Raw genomic sequence first — 19,477 nt, forward strand, 5'->3', positions numbered from 1 at the left:
ATGGTGTTGCGCAAGTCACGGCCATGCGTGATCGGCGATATGACAGATTTGTGACTTTTATGACGATATCATTGTTAGGTCATTATGTAATAATTCCGCCATGAAGCGCCACTAACACCCGGCCGGGACGCGTAAGGGGCGGCATTGTGCCGCGCGAATCGGATGGGAGCCAGATAATGACCAAGATGCGGGCCTTGCTGTTGCTTGGCGGAGCGCTGACCGTGACAGCCTGTAACGGCGCCAACGATGTTGCGTCGCCTGGCACCGGCGGAAATGTCATCATCACCCCGACGCCGACCCCGACGCCGACACCCACCCCGACGCCGACACCGACACCGACGCCGACGTTGGTGACCCCCGCCGCAGGTTGTCCGACCGTCGCCGACCCCGCCGGTCTGACCGACGGCGGCACAATCACCGGCCCGACTGGCACGTGGCGCGTCTGCACCCTGCCGGCACGCATCACGCGCAGCATCCAGCTGACGAAGGTGCGCGGCCTGCTTTACCAGCTTGCCGGACGAGTCGATGTCGGCACCGATGGCGGCCCGACGGCAAGCGCCAATGATTCGAACGTGACGTTGACCATCGATCCGGGTGTCATCGTCTACGGCGGGACCGGCGTGTCGTGGTTGCACGTCAATCGCGGCAACCGCATCAACGCCGTTGGCACCGCTGCCCTGCCGATCATCTTCACCAGCCGTGACAACGTCCTCGGCCTCAACTCCGACAGTTCGTCCGGCCAGTGGGGCGGCGTCGTGTTGAGCGGCCGCGCCCAGGTCACCGATTGCGCCGCGCCCGGCGCAACGCCCGGCACCGTGTCGTGCGAACGCCAGACCGAAGGCGCTGTCGATCCTGCGCTTTATGGTGGTGCCACCAACACCGATAGCAGCGGCCGGATGAGCTATGTGCAGATCCGCTACTCGGGTTTCGTCCTGTCCGGAAACAGCGAGCTTCAGGCGCTGACAACGCAGGGCACCGGCACCGGCACGCAGCTCGACCACATCATGACCTTCAATAGCTCGGACGATGGCGCCGAATTCTTCGGCGGCCGTGTTAACATGAAGTATTTCATCTCGGTCGGGGCCGAAGATGACAACCTCGACACCGATACCGGCGTCAAGGCCAACTTCCAGTATGTCCTGGTTGTCCAGCGTCCCAATATCGGCGACTCGATGATCGAAGCCGACTCCGACAATGCCGTCGACGGCAACATCCCGCGCCAGAATACCCGTGTCGCCAACTTCACTTTCATCCAGCGTTCGGCGAACAGTTTCGGGAACAACGCCTCGATCCTGCTGCGCGGCGGCACCGATTACGCACTCGTAAATGGCGTGCTCGCGAGCAGCCCGCTCAACCCCTGCCTGCGCATCAGCCGCCCGCAAACGATCGTTACTGCGCCAAATGCTGCGACCGACGAAGTCGGCCCGCCGATCATCCGTTCGATGCAGATGCAGTGCGGGACGCCGAAGTATATTGGTTCGAACGGCGTCACGGACGCGCAAGTCGCAGCAGTGTTCGGGACGGGCACAAGCAACAACAACGATGCCTATGTCCCGAGCCTGACCAGCGTCTTCATCAACGGTCCGACCGAAACGGCGGTTCCGGTGTTCGATGCCAGCACCCTCGATCCGTTCTTCGACAAGGTGACCTACATCGGTGCGGTCAAGGATGCGTCCGACAACTGGATCCGCACCTGGACTTGCAACAGCGCCACCGTTGACTTCGGCACCGGCAACACTGGCCTGTGCACCACGATCCCGACGTACTGATCTACTATTCGCCGACGTGGCGTGGCGCATCCGGCGCTGCGCCACGCGGCTTCTTGAACTGATAGCTGGGGGCTGCTGATGTCGAGGCCGTTGCAACTTGCGAGCCTTTTGCTCATTTCGTCATCGCTGGTGGCACCTGCGATGGTGCGCGCCCAATCCGCGGCGCCGCCGGCGGCCGCATCCCCGCCCGCGGCCGACGTGCCCGCCGAGGAAAGCGTCGACATTTCCATTCCCGGTGCCAATGAAGATATCGTCGTAACCGGACGGCGCAACGCCAATATTGCCAAGTCGGTCCCGCAGGTCGTTTCGGTTCTGTCCAGCGCCGACATTGCGCGAACCGGTGAAGGCGACATCGCCGGCGCGCTCAGCCATGTCACCGGCCTCAGCGTTGTCGGCAACGGCTTTGTCTATGTCCGCGGCCTTGGCGATCGCTATTCGCTGGCGCTGCTCAACGGCTCGCCACTGCCGAGCCCCGAGCCGCTGCGCCGGGTCGTGCCGCTCGACCTGTTTCCGACCAGCGTCATTTCCTCGACACTTGTCCAGAAGAGCTATTCGGTCAACTTCCCCGGCGAGTTCGGCGGCGGTGTCATCAACCTGACGACCAAGGCTATCCCGCAGGAACGCTTCATCACCATCGGCGGCGCGATCGGCGGTGACACGGTCACCACCAACGGGCTCGGCTATACCTATTTCGGCAGCCCCACCGACCCGACCGGCTTCGACAACGGCACGCGCAGCACGCCGCCGGCACTCGCCGCGTATCTCGCCAGTGGTGAGCGGATCAGCACCGGCGCGGTCGACACCAAGCCGATCGCCGGGGAACTGGTCAACGCCCGCAATGCGCTCGTCCAGCGCAACCGTCATATTCCAGCAAATACCTCGGCGACCCTGACCGCCGGCGATTCCTATGATGTCGGCAACGACGGGACGCTCGGCGTCATCGCCACTCTGGGCTACAGCAATACCTGGCGGACGCGCGATGCGATCCAGCAGACGGCGTCGTCGGCTGACCTGTCGCAGAAGGAACTCGATTTCCAGCGGGTGATCACGGACAACCGCATCATCGTCAACGGCCTGCTCGGCGTTGGCTATGAATGGGACGAGAACAAGCTGCGCTGGACGAACCTGTTCATCCGCGACACCCTGAAACAGGCGCGGATCGGCATCGGCCAGCGTGCCACCGGGGCACCCAATGCGACGCTTCAGCAGCAGGACACGGCCTGGTACGCGCGCCAGCTGTTCAACACCCAGCTGACCGGCGAATTCGAGCTGACACCCGAGCTGAGCCTCGACATGCGCGGCGCCTATGCCAATTCCAGGCGCGATGCGCCGGCGGAACTGAGCTTCGAATATCTGCGCAGCAACAGCGAGCAGGATCCCTTTGGCGCCCAGTTCATCAACCGCCTCAACAATGGCCAGCAGGGTCTGGCGTCGGCGACCTACTCCAAGCTCAACGAGAATCTCTGGTCGGGCGGCGCCGATCTGTCGTACAAGCCGATCGATGCGGTGACGGCGACGCTCGGCTATGCCTATTCGGATACCAGCCGGCGCACCGAGCGGCGTGAGTTTCAGTTCATTGCACCGTCGGATTTCCCGCGGGGTGTCGCGATGCTGCGCCCCGACTTGCTGTTGCAGCCTTCGGTCATCGATTATTACAACATCGCGTTGGTCGATGTGAACGAAGCCAACCCGGTGTTTGACGCCAGATTGCGCATTCACGGCGCCTATGGCCAGATCCAGGCAGAGCTGACGCCGACGCTGAGCCTCAACGCCGGCGTGCGTTATGAAACCGCGAAGCAGACGGTCACGCCGGTGCAGGTGTTCAAGGAGCCAACAGCGTCGCTCGCCGAGACGCTGCTTGACCGCAGCTATTGGTTGCCGGCCGCCACGCTGACCTGGGAACTCGCCGATCGCATGCAGGTTCGGCTCAACGCCTCCAAGACGTTGGCACGCCCGCAGTTTCGTGAGCTGATCTTCCAGAACTATTTCGATCCGGAGAGCAACCGGCTCTATCGCGGCAACCCGCTGCTTACGGACAGCCAGTTGTTCAACGCCGAAGCCCGTTATGAGTGGTATTTCGGCACCGACGAGCAGCTTTCGGTGGCAGGTTTCTTCAAGCGTATCGACAACCCGATCGAGTCCTTTGTCAGCTTCAGCGACAATCTGGTCATCACCAGTTTTGCCAACGCGCCGAAGGCCGATCTTTATGGCGTCGAACTGGAAACGCAGAAGTATTTCGACCTTGCCGATGTCGGCAAGGGTGCTTTCTGGGCGTCACGCCGCGCCCTGCTGATCGCCAACTACACCTACACCCAGTCGAAGCTGAAGGTCGGTCCGAATGACCCCGTCGCCGTGTTCGCATCGGCGGCCAATCTGGCGACCGATTATTTCCGCGACGGTGCACCGTTGACCGGCCAGTCCGACCATCTGGTCAATCTGCAGTTCGGCCTGCAGGATTCGGAACGGCTTTCGCAGCAGACGTTCCTGCTGAGCTATGCCAGCAACCGCGTCACCAGCCGCGGTGGCCCCGGCCAGCCCGATATCATCGAGAAGCCGGGCTTCCGCCTCGATTTCGTTGCCCGTCAGGGGATCGAAGTGTCGGGCAAGACGATCGAATTGAAGCTCGAGGTTCGCAACATTACCGCGACCAAGAACCAGGAATTTCAGCAAAGCGGTGACAATCGCATCTTCTTCAACCTCTGGGACGTCGGGGTGAGCGGTTCGATCGGCGCCAGCATCAACTTCTAGGCGCTTTTTCGCTCTCCGCCCCTGGTCTAGGACCAGGGGCGCTCGCGGAACCAGCAGGTGATGATGTGTTTCACACCTGCCCTGACCGGCATCCCTTGGTGCAGCGTGGCATAATTCGGCCGACCGTCTGCAAGCAGATTGTTCCAGGCGAGCAGCTTGCCGGCTTCGGGCTGGACGATCTTGTCGTATTGCTTGAACCGCGTGGCGCCGCCTGATTGCGGTTTGTTCAGATAGACCATGACGGTCCAGGTGCGCTGTCCGGACACGGTGCAGAATCGCGCATAGTCGGGGCCGCCCGGTTCGAACGTGTCCGTATGGGCCTTGAACTCCTGGCCGACGGCATAGCGTTGTCCCTGCAGCGGCTCGGCATGGGCGGCATTGAGGCCAGCAAAGGCCGCGATTTTGGCGACGATGCCGCTGATGAAAGCGTCGCTGCCGCCCAGGTCGCAGGTCTCGCTGGTCCGAAAGCTGTTGTCGCCCGTGTGATCCGCCAGAGCCGACGGCCGCCGCTCGGCCTCGATCCGCGCGATGAGCGTCTCGCACTCGGTCGGATCGAGAAAATCGCGGCGGACGTAGATCGTCACCCCAGGCAGCGGCATCCGCTGCGCACCGGCGAAAGCTGTCATAATCAGCGCTCCCAAACTGAAAATGGACCCGGCACCCACAATAGCCAGGCCGCGGCGGCCAGCAACGCACCGAGCGGGATACGGCTATGCCGGGTGATGGCGCGCCCCCGGAGGCGGTCATAGGCGACAAGTGCCAAGCCGAACGAAGCCGCAAGCAGGAGAACGAAGGGCAGGGCAACCCACCCCAGCCAGGCGCCGATGGCCGCGAACAGCCGGGGATCGCCGCCGCCGAGCCCGACCCTTCCGGTCATCACGCGGTATGCATAGGCGATGCCGGCAAGACTGGCGAAACCCGCTGCGGCCCCGATCAAACGGTCTGGAACACTCGGTGGCAGCCAGATCCCGGCTGCCAGGCCCATGGCGGCGAGGGGCACGGTCAATCGGTCGGGCAGCCAGAAATATTCGACATCGAGAACCAGCAGCGCCAGCAGCATCCAGCCGAAGATTGCCCCACCTATTCCCCCCGGCAAGGGTCTTGCCGCCAGGCTGACGGCACCGATTGCGGCTGCTACCAGAATGATCACCAGGCGTCGCCGCCCCGCACCGGGAGGCGTCGCTGCGAGGCGTTGGTCATGCACATCGTCGTGCCGGTGGGCCACGAACCCGAGCGATTTTGGCCAACGGTGGGTCATCTCGGCAATTGCAGCGCCCGCGACGGTGCCGCCTGCCGTACCAAGGGCAATCGGCGCATATGATGCCCATGGTTCAGTCATCGGACACCCTTTCTGCGCACGCGAGCGTGGCTAACATTGTCGGGCGGGCGGATAAAGCCTGCTGGTCGGAAGCGAGAGGAGTCCGGCGCCCGGATCGGCGGGGAGACGTCTCGGGACAAGCGTCCGCCTGGTACTGCACAGATATTTTTGACCCGATCCAACGGGTTGGTCTTCGCGCGCAAGTCAATCTTGCGCGCACAGCGCCCAAAGGCATCTCGACCCTTTGGATGTTTTCGGGCATGACTCCGCGACGCCGACACGCGGTATCACGGAACGAGCAAAGGGGGTCAGGCATTTGGCGATGATGGATGTCACGCCTGCTGCCCGAAACGAAGCCGATCCTGCCCCTCCGCTGCGCAGCATGCGCCGGCGGCGCGCCCTCCAGATCGCCGCAGGGCTGGCCGCCCTGCTCGTCGGACTATACATCTTCCAATATGTGACGCGCGGCGCGTTCTGGAAATCGACATTCGAATCCTATGTGTCGAAGCGCGCTGGCCGTTCGGTCCGGGTGGCGGGGAATTTCGAGCTTTATCTCGATCCGAACATCCGTTTCCGCGCCGACGGGCTGCGGGTTGCGAACCCCGACTGGGCCGAACAGGATGATTTCTTCGTTGCCCGGCGCATCGCGCTCGATGCGTCGTTGTGGAAGGCGCTTTTCGGCACAGTGACGATCAATGACCTGACCGTCGACGGCGGCCGGTTGGCGCTGCAACGCCGAGCCGACAGGACCAACAGCTGGACCTTCGGTGGCGGCGCCCTGGAAATCCCCGACATCGTCCGTGCCGCGGTGACCGACAGCGGCATCGCTTTCGTCGACGCGGTGACTGATACCCGCCTCGACATCGCCTTCGGCGATATTGCCGGCACCGCCGCAAGCGGTGGCCAGCGGATCAACGGTCCGCTCAGCTTTTCCGGCAAGGGCCGGACACACGGTGCACCCTTCGATATCGCCGGCCGGCTGACGACGCCGAACCAGGCGGCGGCCGGTGGCCGGATCGGGCTCGACCTGACCGCCAACATTGCGCAGACGCGGATCGCCGTTGCAGGGGTTCTGCCCGGTGCGACGCGGATCGATGGGGCTGACCTGCGGATCTCGGTGGCCGGGCGTAACTTCCAGGACCCCTGGCGGCTGTTCGACATCGCGCTGCCGGCGACGCGGCCTTACAAGTTGACGGCCAATCTGACCAAATCCGGGCAGGAGCTTCGCTTGACGAAGCTGACCGGGCGGCTGGGCGATTCGGACATCGCCGGCAATCTGACGGCAACACTTGCCGCGAACCCGGGTGATCGCTTCCGCATCGACGGCACGCTCAATTCGCAAACGCTCGATATCAAGGATGTCGGGCCGCTGGTCGGCTATGATCCGGCAAGGATCGAGTCCGGCAAGGGTGTCGTCGTGCAGGTCGCTGGCCGGCCCCGGCTGCTGCCGGACGCCACATTGGCGGTCGACGCGATCGGCAAGTTCGACGCCAAGATCGATTATCGCGCCAAGACGGTGCGAACCGGCAAACTGCCGTTTGACAATCTGCGGCTGGATTTCGGGCTTGACCGGAAACTGCTGACCCTGTCGCCGCTGGCGTTCGATGTCGCCGGCGGGCGCTTGATCGCCAAGATCGGCATCGACGCGCGGTCGCCGCTGGTACGAACCGACTACGACGTGCGGCTGACCGAGATTCCGCTGGGCCGGGTGTTGACGGGGTTCAAGGTCGAGGACGCCGGTACCACGGCGTCGGTGCGGGGACGCCTGCAGCTGAAGGGCGTCGGTGACACCGTGCACAAATCACTGGCAAATGCCGACGGTCGGATCGCGCTGGTGGTGCCGACCGGCCAGCTGTGGATCCGAAACATCGAACTCGCCAAGCTCGATCTGCAGAATTTCCTGCTGGCCCTGCTCGGCAAGCAGTTGAAGGAAAAGCGGCAGATCAATTGCGGCGTCGTCGCCTTCACGGTTACCAAGGGGCGGGCCGTGGCCGATCCGATCGTTATCGATACCGACCGCGCCGTATTCCGCGGCCGCGGCGGGTTCAGCTTTGTCGATGAATCGCTCGACATGTCGCTGGAAGGCGATTCGAAGCGTTTCAGCCTGTTTTCCGGCCAGTCGCCGATCGGGATCGGCGGCTATTTTGCCGATCCGTCGATCAACCCGATTTCCGCCGAGTTGCTGGCGCGCGGCGCGGCGGCCGTGACGCTGGGGCTGGTGGCAACCCCGGTCGCCGCAATCGCCGCCTTTGTCGATTTGGGCGATGCCAAGGACGTCAATTGCGCGCCGATCCTGGCGGCCAAGCGCGGTACGGCGCGCGAGCGGGCAGCCAATGCCAAGCCGAAGCGCTGACGTCAGCCGCTATTGCGCAACCCGGCGGCGATGCCGTTGATGGTGAGATGGATGCCCTCGGCGATCCGCGGGTCGTCCTCGCCGGCCCGGCGACGGCGGATGAGGTCGATCTGCAGTTCATTGAGCGGATCGATATAGGGCAGGCGCATGCGCACCGACCGGCCAAGCGCCGGATGGCGATCGAGCAGCTCGGTCTGGCCGGTCAGCTGCAGCAGCGTGTCGCGGGTGCGGTTCCAGCCGCCTTCGATACCGCCGAACACCGACTTGCGCAGCGCCGTGTCGGGCACCAGCCCGGCATAGCGTCGGGCGATATCCATATTGGATTTTGCCAGCACCATTTCGAGGTTTGACAGGGTGGCACCGAGAAACGGCCAGGCGTCGACCATCTCCGCCAGCAGACCCTTGTCTTCGAACCCGGCCAGCGCGTCGCCGGTGCCGTACCAGCCGGGCAGCATGATTCGCGCCTGTGCCCAGCTGAACACCCAGGGAATCGCGCGCAGGTCCTCGATCCGGTCCGACCGTGTTCGTGATGCCGGACGCGAGCCGATCTTGAGTTCGGCGATCTCGGTGATCGGCGTGGCGGCGCGAAAGAAGGCGTTGAAGCCCGGAGTTTCATAGACCAACCCCCGATAGCTGCGATAAGCGGCGGCGCTGATGCTCGCCATGGCGGCGCGGAAGCGAGTGAAATCGACGGTGCTGAGGCGCGGCGGTTCGAGGCTGGCGAGCAGGGTGGCGGCAGCCATCGTCTCCAGGCTGGTTTCGGCGACGGCCGGCGTGCCATATTTCGATGCGATGACTTCGCCCTGCTCGGTGATCCGGATGCGGCCCTTGACCGTTCCTTGCGGCTGGGCGCGGATGGCGTCGAACGCGGGACCGCCGCCGCGCCCGACGGCGCCGCCGCGGCCGTGGAACAGCTGCATGCGCAGGTTGCGGTCCGAAAACACCGCGGCGAGCGCCAGCGCGCCTTCGTGGAGCGACCAGTTCGACGTCAGATACCCGCCATCCTTGTTGGAATCCGAATAGCCGATCATCACCTCCTGATAACCGCGCACGGCTGCCAGCGCGGCCGCCTTGGGGCGATCGAGGAAGCGCGCCATGACGTCGGGCGCCGCCTGAAGATCCTCGATGGTTTCGAACAGCGGAACGGCCATGATCGCACAGGACGGCGGGTCGCCGGGGATGTAGACGCCGACTTCCTTGAGCAGCAGATAGACTTCGAGCAGGTTGGACACCCCGCTGGTCTTGGACACGATATAGGCGCGGATGACTTCGGGTCCGAAGCGGGCATGGGCGGCGGCCGTGGCGCGCAGGATCGCCATTTCGCCAAGCGTTTCGGCGCCATAGTCAGCATAGCTGTTGAACAGCAGGCGTGGCGAGGCAAGTTCGGCGCCGAGCAGGGCGATGCGCGCTTCCTCATCGAGCGCCTCGTAATCATCGGTGACGCCCGCGATGCGCAGAAGCTCGGCGACGACACGAGCATGGACGTCGGCATTCTGGCGCAAGTCGAGCGTGGCGAGGTGGAAGCCGAAAATTTCGACAGCACGGATCAGTGCATCGAGCCGACCGCCGACCATGACGGTGCCGCCATGTGCCGCCAGCGAAGCGGCGACGGTGCGCAAGTCGGCGAGCAGGTCGGCAGCGCGATCATAGGGCGCGCCGGGGACCAGCGAGGCCAGCGGCGGCGCCTGGCCGGCGATGACCCGGTAGCTGGCGGCGGTGCGGGCGTACAGCCCGAACAGGGCGCGGCGATAGGGCTCGTCGGCGCGGCTGGCGGCGGTATCTCCGCTGGCTTCAGCCAGCGCTGCGAGTTCGGGGGTGACGACGACCATGGCCGAGGACATCGACAGTTCGGCGCCGATGGCGTTGAGTTCGGCAAGATAATGGCCGATGACGACGCGCGCCTGGGCCGACAGCGCAGCCTCGAGCGTGGCGGCGTTGACATTGGGATTGCCGTCGCGATCGCCGCCGATCCAGCTGCCGGGGCGCAGGAAGGGCGGCAGCCCGGTGCCGGTCAAGGCTTCCCAACGCGCGTGGAGGCGCGGCAGGACGGGAAGGAAGCTGCCGCCGAGATACGACAGCGCCGACTGGATTTCGTCGAGGACGACCGGTTTGACCGCGCGCAATGGCCGGGTCTGCCACAAGATGGTGATCTGGCGGACCAGCTCGGCCTCGGCTGCCGGGTCGCGACGCCCGGCGCGGCACTGCGCCATCAGCGCGGCGATGCTGGCTTCGCGGTCGATCATGCTCTTGCGCCGGACTTCGGTCGGGTGGGCGGTGAGCACCGGGACGATGAGGGCGCCCTGCAGCAGCGCCACCACGGCATCGCGGTCGACGCCAGCGGCGGCAAGGCTGTCGATCGCGCTGGCGAGACTCGCCGTACTGCCGGTTTCCGAGCGATCCTCGGCCAGGTTGGCAAGCAGCGAAAACAGCAGAAAGCCGCGCACGAAGCGCAGCGTGTCGCCGAGATCGAGCGAGCCCAGCCGGGCGCTGAGCGCGGCCGTCGCCGCTGCATCGGGGGCGCGGTGGGCGTTGACCGAGGCCTGGCGGACGCCTTCGATCGCGTCGAATACCGCTTCGCCATCCTGTTCGCGGATGACATCGCCGAGAAGCCGGCCAAGATAACGGACGTCGGCGCGGTCGTCGGCGGGGTTCGGCATGAATCGGCGGCCTTCAAAGCTTGTGCAGCGCAGCATAGAAGCGCCGCGCCGCGCTTGGAAGCACCAATGACGCCGGTGTCAGCCTGCCTTGGCGAGCATTTCTCCCATCTTGGCGTGGACCATCTGGATCGCCTTCAGCGGCCGCACCATGACCTTGAAATGGGTGATCTGGCCGTCGCTGTTCCAGGTGATCATGTCGATGCCGTTGACCTTGATGCCGTCGATGACGGTTTCGAATTCCAGGATGGCGCTGTTCGGCGCGGTCCATTCGCCGATGTAGGTGAAGCCGGGTCCACCGAGGACCTTGTCGGCACTCGCCAGATATTTGAAGGTGATGTCGCGCCCGACCTGCGGCGTGTGGACCACCGGGCTTTCGAAGACCGCGTCGGGGTGGAGCATGTCGAACAGCGCGGCGTGATCGGGGTTCCGGATGTGGGCGTGCCAGCGTTCGAGCGGGGTCATGGCGGGGTCTCCCGAGGGTGTCGGGAGATCATAATGGGGTCGGCGGGTGGCGCTTGCCTCTCTTAACTCAGGGGACCGGCCTTAAAGCTTCTCGCGAAAGGCGGTGTCGCGCAGGCGGGTCAGCGGCGTCAGCAGATAGTTGAGGACGGTGCGTTCGCGGCCGAGCACATCGACGTCGGCCATCATGCCGGCGCTGATCGGCAGGCGGACGCCGCCTTCACCGGCCAGCGCATTGGTGTCGGTGCGGACGCGGACGGTGAAGTGCGATTCGCCGGTGCGTTCGTTGACGGTCGCGTCGGGGGCGATGCTTTCGACCCTGCCGGGCAGCGCGCCATAGACCGAATAATCATAGGCGCTGATCTTGACGCTGGCCTTTTGGCCGGGGCGCAGGAAGGCGATGTCGGCCGGCGCCACCATGGCTTCGATGATCAGCGAGTCGGCGAGCGGCACGACCTCTACCAGCGGCTCCCCGGGGCGGATCGAACCGCCGACGGTCGTCGCCAGCACGCGATTGACGATGCCCGCGACCGGCGCGCGCAGTTCGGCGCGGCGCATGCGGTCGGCGAGCGCCGGCAGCGTCTTGCTCTGCGCCGCGATCTCGGCGCGGGTGGTCGCCAGCGCGTCCGACGCCGTGGCGCGGAAGCGGTCATCGACGCTGTGCAGCGCGCCCTGCGCCTCGGTCAGCGCCGCGGCGGCGCGGCGGGCGGCGAGGACGGCGCCGTCACGGACGCTGGCGGCCTGGCGGGCGCTCGATTCGGCGCGCACCAGCGCCAGCCGCGGCTCGGCGCCCTTTTCGACCAGCGGCGCGATGATCGCGACTTCGCGCTCGGCCTGGGCCAGCGCTTCGCCGCGGGCGTCGGCATCGGCTTCGGCCTGCGCCAGGCCGCGCCGGGCCTGGTCGATGCGCGCGGCGGCGATGCTGCGTTCGCTGTCGCGCGCCGACATTTGCGCGGTGTGGAGGGCGCGTTCGTTGGCAACCAGGCCCGCAGCGCGGGTTTCGATCGCCGCGGGGAAGACCAGCGGCCGACCGCGTGCCTCGGCGTCGAGCCGGGCGGCGCGCGCCACCAGGCTGTCGAGCGTCGTGTCGCTGCGGTTGAAATCGGCGGTGACGGCGGTCGCGTCGAGGCGCAGCAGCGGCTGGCCGGCGGCGACCTTGTCCCCGGCATGGACGAGGATCTGCGACACCACTCCGCCTTCCAGATTTGAGACGACCTGCAGCCGGCTCGACGGCATCACCTTGCCCTGGGCGTGGACGACTTCGTCGACCCGCGCCAGCGCCGCCCACAGCAGCAACGCCAGCGTCAGTGCGACGATGACCCACAACAGGATGCTGGCGAAGTCCCGTTCCTTGACGCGGTCCGGTGCGCCGACGAGCGCGGTTTCGACGATATTGGTCATCAGGCCTGTCCCACCGCCAGCGAGCGCAGCACATCGTCGCGCGGACCCTGCGCCGTCACCTTGCCATTCGACAGGATGATGATGCGATCGACGAGCTTCAACATCGGCTGGCGGTGGGTGACGACGATGAAGGTGCGCCCCGCCAGTTCCGCCGCCATGCGCGCGACAAGACCGTTTTCGGACTGGCTGTCCATCGCGCTGGTCGGTTCGTCGAAGACGATGATCGGCGGCTTGCCGCCGAGCGACCGGGCGACGGCGATCGATTGTCGCTGGCCACCCGACAGGCCCTCGCCGCGATCGGCGAGGGTCAGATCGAAGCCATTGGCGATCTGGCCGACGAAGTCATGGGTGCCGCTGAGCTTGGCCAGCCGCAGCAGTTCGGCGTCGTCGATGTCGCGGCCCAGGGTGATATTGTCCCGGATCGACCCAGAAAACAGCACGATGTCCTGCAGCACCGATCCGATGTTGCGGCGCAGATCGTCGGGGTGAAGCTGCCGCACATCGGCGCCATCGATGAGGATCTGGCCCTCGGTCGGCTGGTAGAGGCCCAGGATCAGCCGGGCGATGGTCGACTTGCCCGATCCGACGCGCCCGACGATGGCGACATGCTCGCCGGGTTCGATGGTGAAGCTGACATTGTCGAGAACACGCGTGTTGGTGCCCGGATAGTGGAAGACGACGTTGCGGAATTCGATGCGGCCATCGAGCCGCGACCGGCGCACCGGCGTGGCCCCGGCAGCCAGTTCCCCGCCCGCGGTCATGAAGGCGTCAAGCCGGCCATAGGCGGCGCGCGTGGTGCTGAGCCGGGTCAGCAACCCGGCAACCTGGCTGAGCGGCGCCACGCAGCGACCTGCGAGGATGGAGGCGGCGATCAGCGCGCCGCTGGTCATCTCGTTCGCCGCGATCAGGAAGACGCCGTGGATGATGACACCGACATAGACGACCTGTTGTGCGGATGCGGCGACGTTGGTGGCAAAGGCCGACAGCAGCCGGCTGCGCAGCGCGACATCGGCGCTGCTGTCGACCGCATTCTGCCAGCGGCCGGTCAACATGGTTCCGGCCGCGGTGGCCTTGACGGTTTCCAGCCCGCCGATGGCTTCCACCATCACGCCCTGCTTGGAAAAGCCAAGGCCGATGGCGCTGCCGGCGAGTCGGTCGAGCCCGGGCTGGACGATCAGCGCGCTGCCGATGACCAACGGCACCATGACCAGTGGCACGATGACCACGGGGCCGCCGATGAGCCAGATGACGGTGAGGAACAACAGGATGAACGGCACGTCGACCAGCGCGACGATGGTGGCGCTGGCGAAGAATTCGCGCAGCGTCTCGAATTCGCGCAGCAACCCGGCAAAGGCTCCGCTTGACCCCTGCTTGTTGGCCATGCGCATGGAGATGAGGCGGGCAAAGACATCGGCGCCCAATCGCGCATCGACATCGCGCCCGGCGACATCAACGAAATAACCGCGCAACATGCGCAGGATGAAATCGAAGACGAGAATGATCCCGACGCCGATCGACAGCGCGATCAGCGAACTCGTGGCGTTGTTGGGGACGATGCGGTTGTACACCGTCATCGAATAAAGCGACGTGGCGAGCGCGAAGATGTTGGTGAACACGGCGGCGATCGCGACCTTCATATAGGTCTTGCGGTGCGCCCTGAGCGGGCCGGCGAGCCAGGGCGACAGCCAGGGGGTGCGCGGGGTCATCATTGCGGCAGGTCCCGATTGGCGATGACGGCCGGCGTCAGGCCGAAATATTCGATCAGCCCGCCGCGCCGCGCCAGCAGCGTGAAGCGGGCGACATCATGGTCATAGCCTGTTTGCGCCAGTGCCAGCGCCGTGTCGAGCAGGTCGCGTTCGGCGCGCAGCACGTCGAACAGGGTGCCGCGCGAGACGCGAAACTGTTCGACGAACAGGTCGCGGGCGCGCAGCGCGTCGAGATAGGCGGCGGTCAGCGGCGGCAGCGATCCGGCGAGGCCGGCGACATCGGCTTCGGCGGTGGCGCGTTCCCGCGTCGCGGCGGCGTCGATGCGATCGACCGCAAAGCCCGCCGACTGCCGACGCGCCGCCAGCTCGGCGACGCGCGCCGCTTCGCCGCCGCCGGCCGAAAAACGCTGCGTCAGCGTCAGCTGCGCGCGGACATCATGGTCGGGCTGGCGACCGTTCAGCACGTCATAGGCAGTGCCGCCGACGCGGATGCCGATGCGCGGCAGCCGATCCGATTTTGCCGCATCGACGGCGGCGTCGGCGGCGCGGGCATCGGCCCGGGCGGCGACGACTTCGGGCCGGGGGGTGACGATGCCGGCGTCGCCGGGCAGGGCGGGGCGGACGAGGGTGCCGGGCACAGACCCGAAAATCTCGGCAAAGCGCGCTTCGGCGCTGGTACGCCGGCGCAGGAAATTGACCTGCTGGCTTTGCGCCGCCGCCAGATAGGAGCGGGCGCGCGCGACATCGCCGCCGCTGTCGACGCCGCGTTCGAAGCGCAGCGCCGCGCCCTGCGCCAGATCATCGAGTCGGGCGACGGTGGCGGCGGACAGCGACACCGCGGTGCGCGCCGACAGCACATCGACCCAGGCGCCGACGAGTTGCAGCAGCGCCGCGTTGCGCGCCGCGTCGAGCGTGGCGCGCGCCGAATCTTCATTGGCGTTGCCGGCGCGGATGCGCGCGCCGGTGGCGCCGAAATCGGCCACCAGCTGTTCGACCGAGCCGGTCACGTCGTTTCGCGATCGCGGTGACAGATTTTCGACCTGGGTCGAGGACAGCTGGAAATCGCGGGCGATGGTGCGCGCGCCGACGGCATCGACCCCCAGGGTCGGGAACAGCCGCGACCGCGCCTGGTCGCGCAGCGCCGCCGCGGCGGCCACATCGGCGCCGCGTTCGCCCAGCACCGGCAGGGTGCGCGCAGCGCCGTTGATGGCCTCGGCAAAGTCGGCTGTCGGCGAGCGGACCGCCAGCGCGGCGAGGAACGGGTCGGTTGCGGCGCGGATCGCCTGGGGGGCCGCCGATGGCGGCGGGATCGATGGCAGATGCGCGTGCGCCGGTCCGGCCCCGATGAGGAACAGGATGGCGGGCAGCAGGCGGGTCGGGGACGGGCGGGTCGAATTCACGATCGGCTCTTAGGGCCGGTTTCTTACAATTTGTATCGTCATGTCAAAAATGTTGCAGACGTGCGTCAGCGACCTTCCCCAGAGAGGGTCGGCAGCGGCCGCCGCTAATTCTTCAACGGCCCGAAGCCGAAAAGCCCATGGCGATAGTTCATCCGCACTGTCACCGGGGTCAGGCCGGACCCCGCCGTGAAGCGCACGGCGTCGGCCTTGGGCTTTGACAGGCCGAGCTTGGGGTTGTTGGAAAAGCCGATGCCATCGGTCGACAAGCCGAACTTGCGATTCGAATCGCGATCATGCAGCAGCACCAGCGCATATTGGCCGGGGCCGGGCAGGCGGATGCACAGTTGCACCGGACCCGACGGCGGCACCGGGATCTCGACACGCCGGAAGGTCTTGCCGGCCATGATCAGGACATTGTCGTCGGCGAGGAAATCCTCCTCGTTCGCCGGATAGAGTTCGGCCTTCATCCGGCCCTCGCGATCCTTCAGCCCGACGGCGAGCACGAGCACGGCGGGGCCGGTCTCGCCGGGCCGGCACTGTGCCTCCGCCTTGCCCAGATCGGGTGTCGACGGCAGATACCCCGCGGCGGGCGCGGCGGCAGCGGCAGCAATCGGGGCCGCCGCGACCAGCAGCGCGGCCAGGGTGCGCATCACGCGCGCCGGCGCCAGTGGCGGATGTCGCCCGCCACCAGCCCAAGGCCGACGATGACATGGGTGGCGAGGATGAGGCTGGCCATCATCGTCATCAGCGCGCCGATCTGGACGTCATGGCCGATCAGGAACACCGCGAGCCCGGCAAAGACAATGTCCTTGTTGGGCAGCAACGGCAGGCGCGACAGCAGCAGCCGCAGGGCCGACAGCAGCAGCCACCATTGCAGCGCGACATCGGGAAGGACGAGGTGCCAGGCAAGCGCACTGAGCCCGGTGGTCAGCCCGATGCGGACCAGGTGCATTGCCGAGACATAACGGAGTTCGGCGGCCGGCAGGCTGAACAATTTGCGGCGGAACAGCAGCAACGCGCTGGAGGACAGCAGCACGACCGCGATCGACGCGATCAGCGTATCGGCATCGATGCCGAATTCCATCGTCGACAGCAGCGGTGCCGCCAGCACGAGCATGGCGATGGTCACCACATTGCCCATCAACGCCGACAAAATTGCGACATCCTTGACCGCGCCGAACGGCGCCGCGGTCATGCCGGTCCGACGCCGCGCCCAGGTGTAGAAATAGACTTCGCCGATGTAACCGAGCAGCAGTTCGTTGCCGATCAACTTGCGCAGCAGCGCCGCAAAGCCCGAAGCCGGGATGTTCCACAACCGGCGGAAGATCAGCCAGTCGATGAAGGGCGAGGAAAAATAGGCGGCGAGAAAGACCAGCCAGAACGCCGGTGTGCGTGGCACCATGGCGATGACTTCGGTCAGCCCGACGCTGCGCACCTGCCAGAGCACGGCGACCAGAATCGCGACCGAGAAGCCGGCGCTGACCCACCAGGTCCAGCCGCGATCCTCCCGGGCCAGCGGGGCCGGATCGATGGCAAGCGTGTCGGCAGGGCCAGGATGGCTCCGTTCGGCACTGGCACTGAGGTTGTACACGCGCGATCACCATCCGCTATCGGGAGCGATACCAGCGTCCGTAGGAGGCCAATATGGCATTTTGACGACGCGCTGCGGCGGCCGCGGTTGCACAGATCGGGTGCCCGCCCTGCCGATGCAAGGTCAGGTGGATGGCGCCGGCGCCGCCGCGATGCCGAAGAGCGTCGCATAGGCACCCGCCGCGCGCTCCACGGTGAACCGCGCCATCGCCGCGGCAGCGGCAGCGCGTGCGACCGGATCGAGCGGACGCTGCGCTGCCATGGCCGTGGCAAGCGCGTCCGCGTCGCCGACCGGCACGATGCTGCCGAAACCGGCGACGAGGCTGCGGATCGATACGGCGCAGTCGGTTGCCACCACCGGCAGGCCGCTGGCCAGCGCCTCGATGAGGACAGCGGGGACACCTTCATAGTCGGACGACAGGACAAAGACGTCGGCGGCGGCGAGCGCCGGCGCGATGGCGCCATGGCCGGGAAGGCCGAGCCGATCGGAAATGCCCAGCGAGGCGGCAAGCCGGGTCAGCCGGGCGCGTTCATCGCCTTCGCCGACGATGGTCAGCGTGTCATCGGCGCCGGCAATGCGGGCGAAGGCGGTGAGCAGTAGCGGCCAGTTCTTCTGCCGCGCCAGCCGGCCGATGCCGACGAAGTGTCGGCCGGGCCGCGATGCCGGGGTGCGGGCGGTGCCGATGGCGGCAAGGCTGGCGAGGTCGATTGCCGACAGCGCCGGGTCGTCGATGATGTGGATGCGGCCGGCGGGCACGTGCATGCGCGCGGCGATTTCGGCGCGCATCGGTTCGGCGAGGCCGGTGACATGGTCGATCATGCGCCCCTGGATGCGCAGCCAGCGATGATAGACCCAGCGCGCCGGCGCCGGCAGGTCGCGGCGGACAAGGTCGTTGGAGATCTTCAGCATCACCGGCGGACAGCGACGGCCGAGCCACAGCTTCATGGCGACGGCGATGACCGAATAGCTGTTGCCGGCGGCAAAGATCACATCCGGCCGCAGCCGGCGGATATGGGCGGGCAGGGTCAGCATCATCCACAGGCTTTCCCAGGCGGCGGTGGGAAAGGGTTCGGGGGTGACGTGGCGGGCCAGGCCGGCGGGGGCTTCGCCGCGCATGGCACCATCCTCGCGGCCCATGACGAGCTGGACGTCGAGGCCGGGGTCCTGTGCCCAGGCCCCGCACAGCCGCAGGGCGACGCGCTCGACGCCGCCGGGGGCGAAGCTGTGGAGGGGGACCATCACCGCCAGCGGGCGGCCGGAGGCGGCCATCAGGCGAGGTCGGCGTAACGCGCCGCGATCCGCCCCGGCAGCAGGCGGGACAAGGTGGTGTCGAGACTGGCGAGCAGCGCCGGCACGCCGGTGTCGCCGGGGTGGACGGCGACGCGGACGGTCGGCAGCGGTTGCAGGCCATAACCGGCGAGGCCGGCAAAGAACAGCGAGCTGCGGATGCGCGCCGGCGAGCGGCTGGCCCAGGTGATGACCGGGCCGCGGGCAAGGACACGGCCATCGGCCGGGCGCCAGACCTTCATGTGATCCTCCGCCAGCGCAAAGCCTTCGTCGCGAACGGCGTCGAGCGCGGCGGGACTGTAGAGCCATGCCGGCGCGATGAAGCCGGCGACCGGGCGGCCGATGGCATCTTCCACCACGGCGCGGCCCCGGCGCAGGCGCTGCCTGGCTTCATAATGGTCGAGGTGCGAAAACTCGCCTTCGCCGGCCGTCATGTGGCGCGCCTTGAAGCCGGCGGGGGCATCGTCGCGATGGCGCCAGCCGTGGAGGAACATTTCCACCCCCGCATCCGCCCAGCGGCGCAGCCGCGCCTGGAATGGCTTGTCATCCGCCAGCGGCGCCCTGTCCCAATGGTCGGGAACGACGAGCATGGCGAAGCGGGCGGCGCCGAGGTGGCAATCGAGCCGTTCGGCGAGCCGATCGACCTGCGCTTCGAAGCGCGGCGAGACATCGTGGATCGAGGCGAGGAGACGGCGGGTCACGGGTGGTGAATTGGCGGCTGGTGGGCGCCGGCGCAAGGGGGGTGATATTGGACGGGTGATCGATGTCCTGGACGCCGACCTGCGCCG

At 66.6% G+C, this 19,477-nt stretch carries 14 protein-coding genes; 3 read left to right on the plus strand and 11 right to left on the minus strand.

Annotated features, from left to right (window positions below; translation table 11 throughout):
• Positions 1-176: 176 nt before the first annotated feature.
• A complete protein-coding gene (locus GGQ62_RS00625; RefSeq protein ID WP_167649418.1) occupies positions 177-1,769 on the plus strand; it encodes a hypothetical protein in 1,593 nt (530 codons plus the stop codon).
• A gap of 78 nt (positions 1,770-1,847) precedes the next feature.
• Positions 1,848-4,517 carry a TonB-dependent receptor domain-containing protein gene (locus tag GGQ62_RS00630; RefSeq protein ID WP_152576965.1) on the plus strand — a complete coding sequence of 890 codons (2,670 nt, stop codon included), beginning with the start codon at positions 1,848-1,850 and terminating at the stop codon, positions 4,515-4,517.
• Between the two features lie 26 nt (positions 4,518-4,543).
• Here GGQ62_RS00630 and GGQ62_RS00635 read toward each other — a convergent pair whose 3' ends face one another.
• The gene (locus GGQ62_RS00635; RefSeq protein WP_152577101.1) at positions 4,544-5,143 is read right to left on the minus strand and encodes a prolyl hydroxylase family protein; all 600 of its coding nucleotides are present in this window, start codon (positions 5,141-5,143) and stop codon (positions 4,544-4,546) included.
• A 2-nt stretch (positions 5,144-5,145) separates the two neighbouring features.
• Positions 5,146-5,577, minus strand: coding sequence for a prepilin peptidase (locus tag GGQ62_RS16170; protein ID WP_243445989.1), 432 nt, complete (start codon positions 5,575-5,577; stop codon positions 5,146-5,148).
• 640 nt (positions 5,578-6,217) lie between these two features.
• Between GGQ62_RS16170 and GGQ62_RS00645 the strand changes: the two genes are divergently transcribed.
• Positions 6,218-8,188 (plus strand): AsmA family protein, encoded by a 1,971-nt coding sequence (locus GGQ62_RS00645; RefSeq protein ID WP_167649419.1) that lies wholly within the window; start codon positions 6,218-6,220, stop codon positions 8,186-8,188.
• Between the two features lie 2 nt (positions 8,189-8,190).
• Here the strand turns inward: GGQ62_RS00645 and ppc are convergent, their stop codons facing one another.
• From ppc to GGQ62_RS00690, 9 genes are all read right to left on the minus strand, one after another.
• The gene (gene ppc / locus GGQ62_RS00650; RefSeq protein WP_152576962.1) at positions 8,191-10,845 is read right to left on the minus strand and encodes a phosphoenolpyruvate carboxylase; all 2,655 of its coding nucleotides are present in this window, start codon (positions 10,843-10,845) and stop codon (positions 8,191-8,193) included.
• A gap of 78 nt (positions 10,846-10,923) precedes the next feature.
• Entirely contained in the window at positions 10,924-11,307 is a 384-nt protein-coding gene (locus GGQ62_RS00655) for a nuclear transport factor 2 family protein (protein WP_152576961.1), read from the minus strand.
• Positions 11,308-11,388: 81 nt separating this feature from the next.
• The gene (locus GGQ62_RS00660) at positions 11,389-12,705 is read right to left on the minus strand and encodes an HlyD family type I secretion periplasmic adaptor subunit (RefSeq protein WP_152576960.1); all 1,317 of its coding nucleotides are present in this window, start codon (positions 12,703-12,705) and stop codon (positions 11,389-11,391) included.
• Complete coding sequence (locus GGQ62_RS00665; protein WP_152576959.1) at positions 12,705-14,414, minus strand: type I secretion system permease/ATPase; 1,710 nt, start codon at positions 14,412-14,414, stop codon at positions 12,705-12,707. The genes GGQ62_RS00660 and GGQ62_RS00665 overlap by 1 nt, the downstream gene beginning before the upstream one ends.
• Positions 14,411-15,811 (minus strand): TolC family protein, encoded by a 1,401-nt coding sequence (locus tag GGQ62_RS00670; protein ID WP_152576958.1) that lies wholly within the window; start codon positions 15,809-15,811, stop codon positions 14,411-14,413. The genes GGQ62_RS00665 and GGQ62_RS00670 overlap by 4 nt, the downstream gene beginning before the upstream one ends.
• 104 nt (positions 15,812-15,915) lie before the next feature.
• Positions 15,916-16,461 carry a DUF2141 domain-containing protein gene (locus GGQ62_RS00675; RefSeq protein ID WP_152577100.1) on the minus strand — a complete coding sequence of 182 codons (546 nt, stop codon included), beginning with the start codon at positions 16,459-16,461 and terminating at the stop codon, positions 15,916-15,918.
• Positions 16,461-17,402: a hypothetical protein gene (locus GGQ62_RS00680; RefSeq protein WP_152576957.1), complete on the minus strand. Its 942-nt coding sequence runs from the start codon at positions 17,400-17,402 to the stop codon at positions 16,461-16,463. The genes GGQ62_RS00675 and GGQ62_RS00680 overlap by 1 nt, the downstream gene beginning before the upstream one ends.
• A 123-nt stretch (positions 17,403-17,525) precedes the next feature.
• Positions 17,526-18,671 carry a glycosyltransferase gene (locus GGQ62_RS00685; RefSeq protein ID WP_243445988.1) on the minus strand — a complete coding sequence of 382 codons (1,146 nt, stop codon included), beginning with the start codon at positions 18,669-18,671 and terminating at the stop codon, positions 17,526-17,528.
• On the minus strand, positions 18,671-19,390 hold the full coding sequence (locus tag GGQ62_RS00690) for a DUF2334 domain-containing protein (protein ID WP_152576956.1): 720 nt from the start codon (positions 19,388-19,390) through the stop codon (positions 18,671-18,673). Before GGQ62_RS00690 ends, GGQ62_RS00685 begins: the two co-directional genes overlap by 1 nt.
• Positions 19,391-19,477: the final 87 nt, after the last annotated feature.

The sequence above is a fragment of the Polymorphobacter fuscus genome (genome assembly GCF_011927825.1).
GTDB classification, from domain to species: domain Bacteria; phylum Pseudomonadota; class Alphaproteobacteria; order Sphingomonadales; family Sphingomonadaceae; genus Sandarakinorhabdus; species Sandarakinorhabdus fusca.